Origin of the sequence: Enterococcus sp. AZ079 (assembly GCF_050547255.1) — a bacterium.
Lineage (GTDB): Bacteria > Bacillota > Bacilli > Lactobacillales > Enterococcaceae > Enterococcus_D > Enterococcus_D casseliflavus.
Genome location: NZ_CP172955.1, coordinates 841,664 through 857,810, shown reverse-complemented (window position 1 = coordinate 857,810; position 16,147 = coordinate 841,664). Strand labels below are relative to the sequence as shown.

Sequence of the window (16,147 nt, the reverse complement as noted above, 5' to 3'; positions counted from 1 at the left end):
CGACCGGCTAAGCGAATTGCTGCCGGTCGATTGCTATTCTTCATTTAAGTCGATATCAGGAAAAGAGATTTTAAACGTCGTGCCTTTGCCAAGTTCACTTTCTACACTGATCTTTCCTTTGTGCAGGCGTACGAGCTGTTCAACGATCGATAGGCCCAAACCTGATTCACCAAATTGACGGTTTTTACGGGAAGGATCGACTTTGTAATAACGATCCCAAATATTCTTGACTTGTTCTTCAGACATGCCGATTCCCGTATCACTGATTTCGATGATCGTTTCCAAGTAGCCTTTTTCGATTCGAACCCGAATTTCTCCATCTTCCGTAAACTGGATCGCATTTTGTAAAATATTGACTATGATTTGGACGAAACGATCGTAGTCGGCATAGACGTCAATTGGCTCTGTTGTTTCTAAAATCAACACATCTTTGGCGATTTCTGCCTTGCTCTCAAGTTGCGTCAGCAGATTTTTAATGGTTTGCGTTGCATCGAATTTTTTGATGACCATCGAGATTTGATTGGTTCGGATTTTTTCGTAGTCAAGGTTTTCGTTGACTAATCGAATCAAGCGATTGGTTTCATTTTTCATCAAACGGATCGCATTGTCCTTTTGATTTTCAGGAATCGCGTTGTACTCCAACCCTTCCAATAAGCCATTGATGGTCGTCAAAGGCGTACGCATCTCATGCGAAGCGTCTGCCATAAATTGTCGACGACGTTCTTCTTGTCGTTCAATTTCCTCTTGCGACTCTTTTAAGGATTTCGTCATTAAATTAAAATCTTCGGCTAACTCATCAAATTCATCCCGATTATGCACTGGCAAGAAGATATCAAAATTGCCATTGGTGATCTCCTTGGTTGCTCGTTTCATGCGATTGATCCGCCTTACTTGGAACGTAGCAAATAGGTAACTGATCAATAAGGAAACGACGATCGAGATCAAACATACTTTAAACAAGTTTTGGTTAAAAGCACTGACAAGATTCAAGATGCTGCTTGCCGATTGCGAAACCACCATCACCCCGTAAAAATCCGTTCGGTTGACAGAAAAAGGAATCAAAACATAGGAAGTCAGTTCTTTTCCCCCATATAGATTCGTAGGCGACGTCAGTTGCAGACGCGCCCCGTTTTCTAAGGATTGCCAGTCTTTTTCAGAAATTGGAAAATCTACCGCACGAGTCGTATCTAATGGATAAATGATGTCATCGGGGCTTTTAAAGAAAGCAAAAGAAATGTCTTGGTTGCTCAAAATATTTTCAGCCAAATGCAGAGAATATTGCAGATAGCCATCTCGCGTCATATTTTGCTGCAAATATTCTGAATCGCTGATTTGCGAAATCGTCGCGACCGACGAAGCATACCCCATTAACTGCTCATAATTTCGTTCTTGTAATGTTTGGCGCGTCATTTGTGTAAACGCAATACCAATCGTCATCAAAATCACGAAGATCACAACAAAAAACGCAATCAGCTGTTGATACAAGTAGCGCATTAAGCAGCACCTGCATCGTCAAATTTATACCCCACACCCCAGACGGTTTGAATGATCTGAGGTCCCACTTTTTCTATTTTTTGTCTTAGTTTTTTGATGTGCGCATCAACCGTCCGTTCATCACCAAAATATTGGTAATCCCAAACTAGTTCTAACAATTGCTCTCGTGAAAAGACTTGCCGCGGTTTTTTCGCTAACGTATAAAGCAAATCAAATTCCTTCGGCGTCAACCCATCGATGGGTTTGCCATTTAAATAGGCTTCCCGTGTTTTTGTGTTCATTTTGAAATGATCGGTCACAACATCAAAAGTTGCATCGGAAGCTTCAGGCGTTGTTTTTTCAACCAACTCACTGCGGCGGTGTAAGGCTTTGATCCGCGCGATCAAGGTCAGTGGACTAAAAGGTTTCGTCACATAGTCATCTGCCCCCATCTCCAACCCGATGACTTGATCGCTTTCTGAATCACGGGCCGTCAACATAATAATAGGTACTGTACTGGAGATTTTGCGAATTTCGCGCGCCACCATCATGCCATCCATGGAAGGAAGGTTCAAGTCAAGGGTGATCATGTCCCATTTGTCTGGTTCAGCAGCAAAGGCTTCCAGTCCTTCTTTGCCGTCGTACTTAAAAGCCGCTTCCCATCCTTCATTCAAGAAAAACATTTGCATCATTTCAGAAACAGATTCGTTGTCTTCAATCATTAATATATTCATTTTCTTCACCTCTATGTTCTTTATCAAATCGTTGCAGATTCTCTTCGATCAGGCCAAAGATCGGCACGATGAACCAAGGGATCGCGATCATTTCAACTAGGAAAAAATTGGTCCATTCTTGCCATTTCAAGACAAACCCAATGACCGCCATGATTCCGCCAAAAAGCAGAAAATAACGGGCGCATAGTTTCTGAGCATGCCGCCAGTTGCGTTCATTTTGTTTTGCTAAATAGGAACGGTAGCCATAAATAAGGTTCATTTTTTTTGATGGAAAAAGAAAAAAAGTGAGACCAATCAAGAAAAAAATGATGCCAATTACTAAAAAAATCATCGTTTCACTCCATTCTTCCTATAGTATACTCGAATTTCTTTCTTCTACCAACAACTTCACCGATTATTCATAAAGGTTTGCCTTTTTTTCAATCTTTGATAAGATTGTGAGTGGACTATGACTATAAACCTTAGGAGTAAGATACATGACCTATAAAGCATTAACTTTTTTTGATCTTGACGGTACGCTTTTAGATGAACACTCGCAAATCACATCCGAAATCGCTGAAGCGATGGCGATGTTGCGAAAAAACCAAGTACTGCCGATCATTGCAACAGGAAGAACCGAACCTGAAGTTACCGCCATTCGTGAAGCAGCTGGGATCACCTCGAACATCGTCATGAACGGCGCCTTTATCCGTATTGACGGCAAAGAAGTTTTTTCCGATACCCTTGAACCTGAACTTTGCGCACGGATGTTCCAAGCAGTCAAAGACAATGGCGATGAACTGTGCTATTACAATGAGAAAGGCTATTGGGCGACTGGACATACCGCGGAAATGATTGGTGCGTACAACTATGTCCGCAGCCCTTTACCAGAAATCGATCCTCTGCATTATGAAACAGATCGGACCAATATGTTGTTGGTTTTAGGTGTCGGCAACGATGCTTATTATCATGAGCGTTTTCCAGAATTAACTTTTTATCGTAATACCCCCTTTTCCATCGATGTCGTAAAATCTGGCACCTCTAAAGGGACGGGCGTAAAAACCTTGGTAGAATTGTTGGGTCTAGAAGATGTACCTACCTTCGGCTTTGGTGACGGCAGCAACGACTTCGCTCTTTTAGAAGCCTGCGACCACAAAATTGCAATGGGAAATGGAATTCAAGAGTTGAAAGAGTTGGCAGACTTCGTGACCCTGAAAAATACCGAAGGCGGGATCGTGCACGCCCTGAAACACTTTGACTTAATCTGATTCTTTGCATACAGGTAAAACTATGGTATACTAATGAATGGTAGCGATACCCCTTTTATCAAGGGGATGTTACGGATTCGACAGGCATAGTTGAGCCTGAATTGCGCTTCGTAGGTTACGTCTACGTTAAAACGTTACAGTTAAATATAACTGCTAAAAACGAAAACTCTTACGCTTTAGCTGCCTAAAAACAGTTAGCGTAGATCCTCTCGGCATCGCCCATGTGCTCGAGTAAGGGTCCTATTCTAAGTGGGATACGTTTTATCTTTCCGTCTGTAAGATAAAAAAGAGAGCATCAGACTAGCGATACAGACTGCCTGTCACTCGGCAAGCTGTAAAGCGAACCTTCAAATGAGTTGACTATGAGCGTAGATTTTTAGGTAGCAATATGTTTGGACGCGGGTTCGACTCCCGCCATCTCCATAAAGAAAAATCGATTAGATTTTTGTAGTTTTTCCTAAGTGTTCAAAGCCTTGATTTAAAGAGGTTTTGAACACTTTTTTTGTATTTTCAGTTCCACAATGTTTTTCGTAGTTTTCTTGTTTGGTAGTCAAATGGTGGTTAATTATCAGCTTTAAACCGATGTGCTATTCCTCGCTTTTCTTAGATTGTATTTCTTATACCGATTGAACCTACATTAATTGTTCAAGTGAAGTCAGATGCTTTTTTTAAGCAATCAATGCTCTTCAATGGCGTACCTTTTCACCAAATTGTATACGAATCTCTTTTTTGCGAGTTTTTCTTGGGCTGATTTTTTTACTCTATGTTTGATTTAAGGCTTTTTACTCCTTAGTATCTTTAGACACACTTTTTTTCACTCCTGTTTTGCGTTATCAACGGCTTTCTTTGCTTCTACAATAGTTATTTTCCCTGCCTCATCGCATGAAATTTTTTGAAGATGTTTCTTATCATCAAAGCTTGATGTAAGTTTCATAATCTGCTTGATCATCAACAATCTATGATAGTTCGTTGCTGGCTTGATCTGACTCTGCCTCAGCAAAAAAAGTGCTAATTAAAGTGTTTTCGATTTCTCTACAATTTCCTTTACTCGTTCACAAAAACTATCTGGATTCATTCCAGGTTCCATTTTCTCAGCCTCATCAGGAAGTAAATCATTCAGGTACAATGTAGCTTCTTTGTTTTCGGTATACATTTCCTCGTAGTGATCGACTAAATAATGTTCCAAATCTATGGAAAACATAAAAAAATTAATTTCTTCGGAAAGTCCTTTTTCAATAAAGTTGAAAAATTTATCCATTTATCACACCTCCTTGACTAAAGTTTATCAAAATATTACAGAGCGTTCTTTACCTTCTCCTTGAATCTTGTAAGGTCTTCGTAAAATTTAGCATGTTCCTTCTTCTCTTTATGATCCTCAGTATCAATTTTTCTTCCAATCAAACAATTAGTGATTTATATTCCATTCCTCTGTCCACCATAATTTTATGTACAATAATAGTACTCAACCATTGATTTATGATTGAGTGCTATTTATCTTCTATTAACTCGATTGATTTCAAATCTGATTCAGCATAGATTGCGGATCCAATTGATATTTCTTCTTCTCCAGAAACAGAGGTATACCCATCAGTTTTAACCGCTTATTTTCTTCTGTATAGAATCTACCCGTCTGTTACGTCTCGCAGAAAGGACACAACGCTTAGAATCGTACGTGATCAAATGATAATCGCCTTCCCTTCTTTCTTATCCTTTGATATGATGATTGCATCAAACGAAGGACGTGATTAAATGAAACTGACCTTATTGGCACCCTCTTTTTCTGTCATCCAAGTAGAGCGTATTGATCCTTCGATACTGAAGATCGTTCCTCTATTTTTTGCCCATACGTCAGAAGAACTTTCTTTGGTGTTACCAACGGCAAAGGTTCCAGCTGAAACACTAAACAGAGAAGATGGATGGAAAGCGATGAAAATAATTGGTGTGCTGGATTTTAGCTTAATTGGCATTATTGCAAAAATCTCTTCCCTTCTAGCCGAGGAGTCAATCAGTATTTTTGCTGTTTCTACCTTCAATACTGATTATATTTTAATCAAGGAACATCAGGTAGAACAAGCTCGTACTGTTTTAACCGCCAATGATTATTCCTTTGTCAATTGAGAAAAACTTGTTCTTCCTTACGATAAGTTACTCTCGCTCGCTTTATGAAATACAAAAGAACGACTGAACCAAAGAAGTTCAGTCGTTCTTTTGTATTTCACTTGTCGTTTAACAAAGATAAGAGTACTGGGTATCCCAAATAAAAGACTTCCCCAAGCTTTCATTTGCCCCAGTACTCTTCATTGCTCGTTGTTAAGATAATCATAATACAAAAATGATTTTTATTCAATAACTATGCTTTAAAAATAAACAAAATGCTATTTTGTGACAATTTATAGGGGTTTCACTTCGTTTCTAGCTAATATTCCCTATATCTGTTTATATTCTAAATGGTTCCATGAAGCATCAGTTGATGAGATGCGATCCCTTCGATAGCGATCCTCCTTCTTTTAAAGTTTTGAATTTGAGGAAATTCAGCCTTGTCAATCTCGCCTTCCCATGCTACCATGGTTATGCAAACGTTAACATTAAAATGCACACGTGAACATTAATTTGAGGAGGATTTTTAATGGCAAAAATTACAGATGTACAAACAGCGTATTATCGGATACCTCTTCCAGAAATCATGGAAGATGCGAAGCACGGCTTACACACCCACTTTGAAGTGCCTATCGTCAAGATCGTTACTGATGATGGACGCGAAGGGGTCGGCTATACGTATACTGGTGGCTTCGGTGGCGAATCGATCGCCAAACTGATCGATAAAGAACTAAAAGCGATCCTTTCAGGGAAAGATCCAGCATGTGTGGAAGCCTTGTGGGATCAGATGAACTGGGGAATCCACTATGTTGCCAGAGGCGGTTTAGCAAGTTTCGCCATTGCGGCTTGTGATATCGCCTTGTGGGACTTACGTGCGAAAAAAGCACAAGAACCCCTCTACAAACTTTTAGGCGGCGCAAGCAACAAAGTCAAATGCTATGGTGGTGCGATTGATCTAAACTTTCCTCTTGAAAAACTCTTAGCCAATAATCAAAAATATTTAGACATGGGATTAAAAGCGGTCAAAATCAAATTGGGACAAAAAACACTTGCCGAAGATATTGCTCGAATAAAAGCGGTCAGAGAATTGATTGGTCCCGATGTTGTCTTTATGGTGGATGCCAACATGAGCTGGTCTGTTGAAAAAGCGATCAAAGCCGCCAAACTGATGGCGCCTTATGACATTTTGTTCCTTGAAGAACCAACGATCCCCGAAGATTACGAAGGCTACGCTCGTATCGCTAAAGAAGGACAAATTGCGGTTGCAGGCGGAGAAAACTTGCGCACCCCTATCGAATTTGCTCATATGATCAAATATGGCAATGTCGATTTTCCGCAACCCGACGCTTCCAATTGCGGTGGGATCACCGGCTGGTTGAAAATTGCTGCCTTAACACAAACAAGTAACTTATCTGTTTCTACACATGGCATGCAAGAATTGCACGTTAGTCTACTGGCAGCGATGCCTAATGCTGGGTATCTCGAAATACACAGTTTCCCAATCGATCAATACACCACGAGACCGTTAGTGATCGATCCATCCGATGGCTGTGCGATTGCCCCAGAAGAACCAGGGATTGGCGTCACCTTTGACTGGGAGAAACTTGCTCCTCATAAACAACCCTTTTAACTGAAAACCCACGCTGATTTCCTTTAGGATGAGGAAATCAGCGTGGGTTTTTATTACAGAATCAATGGTTTTTCTTCAAATGGAAGCCACCGTTCATCAATCAGGGAACGATACCAAGCGGCTGATTTTTTTAATGACCGAGTCCGTTCTTCATTTAGCTCGATTCGTACGAGACCATAGCGGTTTTTGAACGCATTCATAGGTGAAACACAATCGGTAAATGCCCAAAGCATATAGCCTTCGCAGTTGGCGCCTTCCTCGACGGCTTTTAGCAGCCAGTAAAGATGTTCGGTAATAAACTGAATCCGATAATCATCTTGGACTTGACCTGTGGCATCCAAATACTGTTCTTCATTTTCCCGCCCCATACCATTTTCAGTGATCAGCCATGGAATATTGCCATAATTTTCTTTAAGATAATTAGCCATATCGTACATGACCTTCGGATAGATTTCCCAGCCACGGGAGTTATTCATTTGTTTTCCTGGCAAATCAAAGGTCTCATAAAACATTTCTGGATGAAATGGTGTATCCGAATGCCATTGATATCGTGGTGCCCGCACGCGTTTCGGGTAGTACTGATTGACCCCTAAGAAATCCACCGTATGGGTGCGGATCGTTTCCAAATCTTCTTCTGTCGGATCAAAGTAGATGTCATAGGTTTGGCAAAGTGTGATAAGTTCATTTGGATAATGCCCCTTGACCATTGGATCAAAAAAGATTCGGTTGAAAAAAAGATCGTACATTTTTTGTGCGTTTTGATCCTCCGGTGAGGAAGAGCGTGCGTAAACCATTTCTGGATTCAGTACACAACCGATGCGCCCCTCGTAGCCTTTTTCATGATAGACAGCCACCGCTTGGGCGGATGCCAATACTTTGTGATAGTTCCAAAGCATCCATTTTTTTGTGTTTTGCTCATGGGGCCAACGTATCGCATCGAGATAGCAACGAGTCTGAATAACGATCGGCTCATTGAAGGTGAACCACTGTTTGACTCGATCACCGTAACGCTCGAAGGCGATTTCGGCATAACGAGTATATAGATCGACCACTTTACGCGAGCTCCAGCCATCATAGGCATCCATCAAACTAGCTGGCAGTTCATAATGTTCCAAACAAAGCATCGGTTCGACCCCAGCCGCAAGCAATTGGTCGATAAGCTGATCGATATGAGCAGCATAATCCTCATCAACGATCAGCTGTTCATGGTCGGTAAAGAAGCGCGCCCAGTTGATCGATGTTCGGTAATGGGTCAAATGAACCTCCTGCATCAGTTCAACATCCTCTGAAAACTTTTCCATAAAATTCGTTGCAACAGCCGGCCCGTAGCCATTATGCCAGACAAAGCGTTCTTCTTTGTACCAGCGGTCGAGATACGAATCTTGCCCTTCTTTCTTTCCTTGCCAGCCTTCTGTCTGCCAAGCAGACGAAGCAGCCCCTAAAATAAATGTTTCAGGTATTTTTACCATTTTTCAAAACTCCTTTATGCAACTTCATTGGTCGTACAATTCATTACCAAAACAAAAGGTAGATAGATCAAAATCGCCACGACAATACAGATAACTTGCGTGATCACAGCCCCGATATCCCCAGCAGTAGCTAGATAAGCATTGACGATCGGTGGCATCGGCCATGGGACCATTACCACCGCTTTAGCGGCAAAGCCTAGACTTGTCGCCACGTACCCAATCGTTCCTGTTACTAACGGTGTCAGGATAAAGGGAATCGCCAAAATGGGATTCAGCATAATTGGCATGCCGAAGATCACTGGCTCATTGATATTGAAAATCCCAGGTGCTAATGACAATTTAGTGATTTGGCGCATGTCCTCTCGTTTACCGACGATCAAAATCGCAATCAGCAAACCAATCGTCACGCCAGAGCCACCCATACTCATATACATATCCCAAAACGGCATCGTAATGATATTGGGTACTTCTTTTCCAGCTTCAAAAGCTTCCGTGTTGACGGCGATCGCTGCCAGCAACAATGGTTCTCGAATGGGTTTGACCATCTGGTTCCCATGAATCCCGATGACCCAAAAGACTTGTGCGATAAACATCAACAACAAGATGCCTGGTAAGCCTTGGACGATTCCTTCCAGTGGTCGTTGGACGACATTGTAGATGATATCGTAGGCATACATCCCTGTGAGTGCTTTGATAGCAAAACCAGCGGTGGCGATGATGGTCACGGTGAAAATCGTTGGAAACAATGCCGAAAAACTTGCCGAAACATTCCCTGGAACACTATCAGGCATCGTGATCTGCAGCCGTTTTTGTCTTCCTAACCACGCATAAAGCTCGATGGAAACGATCGCAACGAACATGCCTAAAAATAGGCCTTTCGTGTCAGTATATTGCTTAGCCAGCACGTTTTCGGCAACCACCGTCGCATCTTCGTGCAAAAATTCAAAGATCATTGGATTAACAGAAAGATAAGACATCACTGCGATGATTCCTGGAAAGACCCCAGAAATCTTATTTAATTTTGCTAGCTCAATCCCAATCAGAAACACTGCATAGATCGTTAAGAAACTCAACGTCACATAACTGACCGCAGATGAGATCGGTTTTAAACTTTCTAAAAAGCGCAGTGCCTCGATTTGTGCCAATCCATTTTCAGCATCAAAAACCATTGCTGAAAATAATGTACCAAACGCCCCTGTAATGATTACTGGAATCAAAGCAGCAAAAGCATTTTTAATGACCATGATGTAGCGTAAATTGTTGATCCTATTGGCAAACTTTCCTAAAACGTCAGCGAGTCGATCCATAAATCCTTGCATAAAACTCCCTCCTATACCCCTATTCTTCAATTGTTAGAAAACGATTACATTACAAATGTAATTCATTTCCTGAAGAATGTAAACGCAGGAAAAGCCTTCAAAACAGGGTATGTAAAGCTCCAAGTTTACATACTTCGTTTTATCACTTATTATTATTTTGAGGTGAAGCAAATGGCGAACTACCATGACATCGCTGCCGATTTACGGAGCAAAATCAATCACGGGTTTTACGAAGAAGAGAAAAAATTGCCGAAGCAATCCGAACTGGCTGCGGATTATCAAACGAGCCGCGTGACGATTCAAAAAGCATTGAATATTTTACAAATGGAAGGCATTATTTACGGTAAAAAAGGCACGGGTACGTTTATCAGTGATTCCTATTCAACCTTCGATTACAACGCCAAGATCAATCGTGGGCTGACCAAGCGCCTTGGAGAGACAGGAAAAATCACCAGCAAGATCATTTCTTTTGCCATTCTTTTTCCCGATGAGAAAGAACAAGAAAAACTAAAAATTCGCAGTGACCAGCAAATTTATGATATCGTTCGTCTGCGTCTATTTGACGATATACCCGTGGTTTTAGAATATACCATCATGCCGCTTCATGTCATTCCTGGCATTACCGAAGAAGTCTTATCCTCTTCCGTCTATAGCTACATCACGAACCAACTCCACTCCTCGATTGGAACATCTGTCCGTCGTATCAAAGCGGATCGTGCAGACACCTATGACCAGCAATACTTAGCTTGTGCTGCCACCGATCCCATTTTAGAAGTTGAGCAAACGGTTTACCTCGGCGATGGGACGCCTTTTGAATTTTCCCAATCACGGCACCGCTATGATATGGGGGATTTTATTGTTGTAAATAATTAATACGCTGCGGATCGAGTGCCTCTGAGTGAGGATCGATACGCAGCGCATTTTACTTAAAAATATTGCTGATAAACTGTTTGACCAATTTCTCTTAGCCAACTGATCCCTTGACCACTACCGGTTTTATCATAGGAAAACGCCGCAATGATGACCGTCGTTTCATTGGCTTGTAAATACGCTACATCGTGTTCGATGCGGTCAAGACGGCCTGTCTTATTAAAAATGCGGCAAGCAGGCTGCGCAGTTTCCGCAAAATTTCCCGCTAATCCTTCTTGAAATTGCTGCTGATTTAAAGGTGAAAATCCTAGTGCAGCTTCTTCTCGTTTAACACACCTTAGTAGTAGTTTGGCAGCCGCCGAGGGGGTCAAGCGGTTCTCTTTGTCTTTGATCGGTCGCATCATATACCGTTCAAATTGAATCTCTGGCTCCTGAATCCAGGCCTGAAGCGTGGGCAACCCTACTAAGTCCAATAGTACATTGGTCGCAGTATTATCAGATACGGCGATCATCGCCGTGAGAAGCTCACTGATGGTCCAACCTTTCTTCTGAGGAAAAAGACGGATCACCCCAGCACCCCCTGTCAGATCAACGGCGTTCACACCGATCAGCTGTTGCGGATCGATTTTTTCTTCGATAATCTGTTCAAGATAATAGGCATACAAAACAAGCTTACTGATACTCGCTGCCGAAAACGACTTTTGACTCTGATAGTCAATGAGACATTCCGTTGGCGTACCGATCCATAAACCCATTTCCAAGGTTGTCTGATAGTTTTTTAGAATAGGCTTAATTGCTACACGCAAGTCATCTTTTCCCATCAAATGCCCCTTTCCTTACGTTCATGAAAAGAATGTTCATGAGCATTCCTGTGATTCATTTGGCTGGTTTTGCCAATAACGCGCCACAACTGCGAGCTCTGGTTCATAATTAGAGCCAGTGATTTTGGTTTTCATGACCCGCGATCCGGGTGTTCTTGAATGAATCATTTCATCATCTCCCAAGTACAGCCCAACATGATGGACTTCGCCTTTTCCTTCTTCATAAGCAAACAGCAGCAGGTCCCCTGGTTGTGCCTGACTGTAAGGTACGGTGTTTGCTTGTTGTGCTTGCTCGATCGTATCACGGGGGATCAAAATACCATGAAGTCGATGCAGCGAATACATGAATCCAGAACAATCAAAGCCACTGCCGCTAATGCCTGCCCAGACATAGGGCTGGTTTATAAATTGTTCGGCTAAAGCAACCATTTTTTCTGGGAGCTTTGCCCATGTATCCGATAGGTCGTGTGCAAAAGCTTTAGCAATCGTTGCTAGTCCATTAGGCGTAGCCACTTGATAGGAATCTGCGGTTTCCCCAACAAGTGGTAAAACTGTTCCAAAAGAAACGAGTCGTGTGGTCGAGTCAAAAACAAGCACGGCTTCTTTTGCAATCACACCAATCCTTCTTTTAGCTGTTGCATAATCTGGTGGCAATGGCTTCAATACCTCGTTCGGCAGATAACCGGGATACCCGAGTGGGTGTTTATTGCTTATTTGATCCAAGACGATCACATGTGACCAACCATCCGTTTGGGCGATGACTTCTACTATCGTCCCATATAATACTTCGGAGTCCACTAAGCTTTCCTGGTAAAGCCGCATCGTATCTTCATCAGTCAAAAAAGTGTGCAGCGCTTCTAAAGGAAATGCTTTGATTTTTGCTAGTACTTTGTTTTCTTTGGGTTCCTTCCATAAGAAGGAAGAGCCAGCCTGAACAATTTGTTTCATCTTTGCTCCTCTCATAACTGTTTATTCGTTGATTCCTAGCCCGATGCGTTCGGTGACGCTCAAGCTTCCTGGACGCTGAAGAATCCCTTGTGTTTCAGGGGAAGTCGTTTGGGTCTCCCACATAAAAGGAACATCCAGATCATAAAATTGGACATCAGACATCCCCAAAGCAAAATGGGCGGCTGCCGCCATTCCCCCATACCCTTCAATCATCGAACCGACCATCACCGGCACTTGATGCTCTTTTGCCAAGTGATAAATTTTTTGTCCCTCTTTGATCCCGCCGCTTTTCATCAATTTAATGTTCAAATAATTGCAGCAGTTTTCAGCAATCAAACGCTTGGCATCCTCATAGGAAAAAAGACTTTCATCGGCCATGATTGGAATCGTCGTACGAGCAGTCACATAGCTGAGTCCAGCAAAATCATGGGCTTTTACTGGCTGTTCAACAAACTCGATCGGAATGTCTTGCCATTGGTCTAAAATCTGCACCGCTTCTTCTTTGGTCCAGCCTTGATTCGCATCGATTCGAAAGGGGATCTTTCCTGCCAAGCGTTCATTGATGCGGCGAATTTTCGCAACTTCCTCTTCGATCGTTCCTGCCCCTAGTTTGATTTTCAAGGAGCGAAATCCCGCCTGGACTTTCGCTTGGGCATCATGCAGCATCTGCTCCTGTGAGCCAACACTGATCGTATAGTCGGTTGTCAGTGTATTGGCAGAACCACCTAAATAGCGATAAAGAGGCAAGTTTGCCGCTTTTGCCAGTGCATCATGCATCGCGATATCAATCGCCGCTTTTGGGCTCGTATGATGCTGGATCAACGCATGAAGCTCATCCATTACTAGCAATTGGGCATCTACCTTTTTGCCTAACAGGAACGGGGCAAAGACCGTTTCGATATCTTTTAAAATACTTTCTTTTGTATCACCGGTGATCACTTCGGTAGGTGCTGCTTCTCCGATGCCAACGATCCCATTATCAAAAAAAAGCAGCACTCGAATCACTTCGACGGCGTGCACCTCTCTGAGGGCCGTTTTAAACGGTGCATTCAGCTGGATCGGAATTCGTTTGGTTTCAACTGCTGTGATTTTCATTGGTGTTCCTCCCAAAAAGAAAAACAGTTCTTATCTAGCTAAAATGAATACGTCATTGTTCGCTGCTAGAAAAAGAACTGCTTTATTCCTTGTTATCAAGTTGCTAAACATTCTAGTAACGTTTTTCTCGTCTGCTGCCCTCTTTGGCGAAGTCAGACAATGAATAGACAAAAGGAGCTTTTTTCTCCTTATTCTTCGACAAAGACATTTTTATAATCATAGGCCGCGCCAACACTATGAACGATGAGGCCTTTGATTTTTGGCGACCGTAGATGTGCTTCAGCACTTTGGAAGAGTGGAATAACGCCTAAGTCGTCGTTTAAGATTTTTTCTGCTGCTACCATATTTTCCCAACGAGCTTCTGGATTGTTAGCATTTTCATTGGAGGCTTGTTCGATCAATTGATTGTAGTCATCATTTAGCCACTTTCCACGATTATAGGAACTGTCTTTTTTGAACAATTCCAAAAAGTTGATTGGATCTGCATAATCCCCGATCCAGTTGTTCATGACCATCTCAAAATCGCCGCTATTTGAACGATCCAAGCGCACAGAAAATGGAACGTTTGTGACTTCGACAGTCAGCCCATCCAGTGTTTGCTGCAAGGTGCCTTGAATGTATTCCGCCATTTTTTTCGATTGGTCGGTATCTGATGTCAATAGTTCAAAAGACAATGTATCGATACCCAGTTCAGCTTTTGCCTTTTCCCAATATTCTTGGGCTTTTTCTTCGTCAAAGGCTAACCTGGTTGCCGCATCCTCGACAAAATCAGCCTTTGTCTCTGGATTGAACGCTAGGTCAGAAGGAACAAAGCCGACAGCTGGTAAGGAGCCGTTGCCTAAAATATTGTCAACGATTTGTTGTCGATTCATACTATACGAAATTGCTTGGCGCAGATTCGCATTTCGAAAAGGCGAATCTTCTGGTGCTTGATTCATTTCTAAATACTGAGTGGTTGCACTAGGCTGAACAATGTAATCAGGATGATTCACATTCTGCATCGCCAATTCACCGCTTAAAATAATGTCATCGGCTTGTCCGCTTTCGTACAAGTTATAAGCGGTCGATGAGTCTTTCACGACATCAAAGTTAATTGTTTCAAGTTTGACCGAATCGGCATCCCAATAATCGGGATTTTTCGCCAATGTCCATTGGATGTCGGTGCCTGGTCCAGCATAATTGGTCAATAGGAATGGTCCATTGTACGCCGCGTTTTCACTGGTTAAGGCATATTGATCACCAAACTCTTCCACGACACGCTCGTTCTGCGGGAAGAAGGTTGGAAAAGCCAGTAAAGATAAAAAGTAAGGCGTCGGTTTTTCTAACGTGATTTTCAATTGATAATCATTGACTGCTTCGATCCCTAACTCGCTTTTATCTAGCGTCCCATCTGAAATAGCGGCAGCGTTTTTAACGGGTGCCAGCATATAAGCATAATTGGAAGCAGTGGCTGGATCAACGGTTCGCTGCCAGCTAAAAACATAATCAGCTGCAGTAACTGGATCGCCATTGGACCATTTTGCCTCTTCTCGCAGTGAAATGGTGTAAGAAAGCCCATCTTCACTAACTTCAGCGTCTTCACTTGCACCAGCGATCACAGGAACATTGTTTTCATCTAAGCGATAAAGACCTTCATAGGCGTTGTTTAACGTGATAAAGCTGTAAGAGTCGGTTGCTAAAGAAATATCTGCACTGCCCATCTCTGCCGAAAATTGCACATTGATCACTTGCTCTGCAGAAGAAGCTGCTGATGAATCCGTCTCGTTATCTTGATTGCCATTTTGACAAGCTGCTAAAAATAAGCTGCCTAGTAACACAAGCGATACTGCATATTTGCTACGTTTCCCCATTTCTACTCATCCCCTTCTAACATTCAGATAATTCAAAAAATTCTGTTTGTTGTACCGAGTTTACCGCATGTTTATGCAGCCTGTCAATTTAACACGACCAAAAAAATGTAAGAGGTTACACGGTTGTGTCAGAAACGCTCTTCTGAATGTAAAAAGTAGAAAAGAGCGACTTTATGCTGAATATCGTTGAAAGGAGTCATGCCAAGAAAGCATACAAAAAAGTCCTGATCTTCTAGTAATCAGAACTTTTGATACTTTCTTATACATCATTTCGCAGGTAAAATGGATAAAAAAACTTTCTTAATTTTCCTTTCCTTTCACACAAAAAAAGAAGACATAAATTTCGTCTTCATAGCGCTTTCTCAGAACCTTCCCACTTTTTTGCCTTTCAACTCAAGGAGTAAAAGAAATCTCCTCAGAAAGTAAAAAAAACGTATCTATTTTAAAATGGGAGTGGTACACTAAACAAACGAAGAGTATTGCACGTGAGAAAAGAAAGACTTCCCCAAGTATCCATTTTCTCCAATACTCTTCGGACTCTTCAGTACGTATATTAATTATACGTACTTTTTTCATTTGTTCAAGGCTTTTGAA

At 42.0% G+C, this 16,147-nt stretch carries 14 protein-coding genes and 1 other RNA gene; 5 read left to right on the top strand and 10 right to left on the bottom strand.

Features of this window, described 5'->3' with window-relative positions; genetic code table 11:
- Positions 1-33 precede the first annotated feature (33 nt).
- From IGJ15_RS04145 to IGJ15_RS04135, 3 genes are read right to left on the bottom strand one after another with little or no spacing between them, the layout of a single operon-like run.
- Positions 34-1,494: a sensor histidine kinase gene (locus IGJ15_RS04145; RefSeq protein ID WP_231435082.1), complete on the bottom strand. Its 1,461-nt coding sequence runs from the start codon at positions 1,492-1,494 to the stop codon at positions 34-36.
- Entirely contained in the window at positions 1,494-2,207 is a 714-nt protein-coding gene (locus IGJ15_RS04140; protein ID WP_010749704.1) for a response regulator transcription factor, read from the bottom strand. Before IGJ15_RS04140 ends, IGJ15_RS04145 begins: the two co-directional genes overlap by 1 nt.
- A complete protein-coding gene (locus tag IGJ15_RS04135; protein ID WP_015510109.1) occupies positions 2,188-2,538 on the bottom strand; it encodes an SdpI family protein in 351 nt (116 codons plus the stop codon). Before IGJ15_RS04135 ends, IGJ15_RS04140 begins: the two co-directional genes overlap by 20 nt.
- Positions 2,539-2,683: 145 nt before the next feature.
- Here IGJ15_RS04135 and IGJ15_RS04130 point away from each other — a divergent pair, with 145 nt between their 5' ends.
- The gene (locus IGJ15_RS04130; protein ID WP_081116485.1) at positions 2,684-3,454 is read left to right on the top strand and encodes a Cof-type HAD-IIB family hydrolase; all 771 of its coding nucleotides are present in this window, start codon (positions 2,684-2,686) and stop codon (positions 3,452-3,454) included.
- A gap of 62 nt (positions 3,455-3,516) precedes the next feature.
- Positions 3,517-3,880, top strand: a transfer-messenger RNA (tmRNA) gene (ssrA, locus tag IGJ15_RS04125).
- 586 nt (positions 3,881-4,466) lie between these two features.
- On the opposite strand, the gene IGJ15_RS04120 is transcribed toward ssrA, so the two are convergent.
- The gene (locus tag IGJ15_RS04120; RefSeq protein WP_010749707.1) at positions 4,467-4,712 is read right to left on the bottom strand and encodes a hypothetical protein; all 246 of its coding nucleotides are present in this window, start codon (positions 4,710-4,712) and stop codon (positions 4,467-4,469) included.
- A gap of 491 nt (positions 4,713-5,203) precedes the next feature.
- Here IGJ15_RS04120 and IGJ15_RS04115 point away from each other — a divergent pair, with 491 nt between their 5' ends.
- Together IGJ15_RS04115 and IGJ15_RS04110 are read left to right on the top strand one after the other, a co-directional pair.
- A complete protein-coding gene (locus IGJ15_RS04115) occupies positions 5,204-5,572 on the top strand; it encodes an ACT domain-containing protein (RefSeq protein ID WP_010749708.1) in 369 nt (122 codons plus the stop codon).
- A gap of 508 nt (positions 5,573-6,080) precedes the next feature.
- Positions 6,081-7,181 carry a mandelate racemase/muconate lactonizing enzyme family protein gene (locus IGJ15_RS04110; RefSeq protein ID WP_430599298.1) on the top strand — a complete coding sequence of 367 codons (1,101 nt, stop codon included), beginning with the start codon at positions 6,081-6,083 and terminating at the stop codon, positions 7,179-7,181.
- A 53-nt stretch (positions 7,182-7,234) separates the two neighbouring features.
- On the opposite strand, the gene IGJ15_RS04105 is transcribed toward IGJ15_RS04110, so the two are convergent.
- Both IGJ15_RS04105 and IGJ15_RS04100 read right to left on the bottom strand, forming a co-directional pair.
- Positions 7,235-8,650, bottom strand: a complete 1,416-nt coding sequence (locus tag IGJ15_RS04105) for a glycoside hydrolase family 1 protein (RefSeq protein WP_231435084.1) — start codon at positions 8,648-8,650, stop codon at positions 7,235-7,237.
- Between the two features lie 14 nt (positions 8,651-8,664).
- Entirely contained in the window at positions 8,665-9,969 is a 1,305-nt protein-coding gene (locus IGJ15_RS04100) for a PTS sugar transporter subunit IIC (RefSeq protein ID WP_430599297.1), read from the bottom strand.
- Positions 9,970-10,140: 171 nt separating this feature from the next.
- Here IGJ15_RS04100 and IGJ15_RS04095 point away from each other — a divergent pair, with 171 nt between their 5' ends.
- The gene (locus tag IGJ15_RS04095; protein ID WP_074536019.1) at positions 10,141-10,842 is read left to right on the top strand and encodes a GntR family transcriptional regulator; all 702 of its coding nucleotides are present in this window, start codon (positions 10,141-10,143) and stop codon (positions 10,840-10,842) included.
- Positions 10,843-10,895: 53 nt separating this feature from the next.
- On the opposite strand, the gene IGJ15_RS04090 is transcribed toward IGJ15_RS04095, so the two are convergent.
- The 4 genes from IGJ15_RS04090 to IGJ15_RS04075 all read right to left on the bottom strand — a co-directional run bounded on the left by IGJ15_RS04090 (position 10,896) and on the right by IGJ15_RS04075 (position 15,553).
- Positions 10,896-11,660, bottom strand: coding sequence for a serine hydrolase (locus IGJ15_RS04090; protein ID WP_231435085.1), 765 nt, complete (start codon positions 11,658-11,660; stop codon positions 10,896-10,898).
- Between the two features lie 36 nt (positions 11,661-11,696).
- The gene (locus IGJ15_RS04085; RefSeq protein WP_231435086.1) at positions 11,697-12,608 is read right to left on the bottom strand and encodes a C40 family peptidase; all 912 of its coding nucleotides are present in this window, start codon (positions 12,606-12,608) and stop codon (positions 11,697-11,699) included.
- A 21-nt stretch (positions 12,609-12,629) separates the two neighbouring features.
- Complete coding sequence (locus IGJ15_RS04080; RefSeq protein WP_231435087.1) at positions 12,630-13,703, bottom strand: dipeptide epimerase; 1,074 nt, start codon at positions 13,701-13,703, stop codon at positions 12,630-12,632.
- A gap of 188 nt (positions 13,704-13,891) precedes the next feature.
- A complete protein-coding gene (locus IGJ15_RS04075) occupies positions 13,892-15,553 on the bottom strand; it encodes a peptide ABC transporter substrate-binding protein (RefSeq protein WP_231435088.1) in 1,662 nt (553 codons plus the stop codon).
- Positions 15,554-16,147 lie beyond the last annotated feature (594 nt).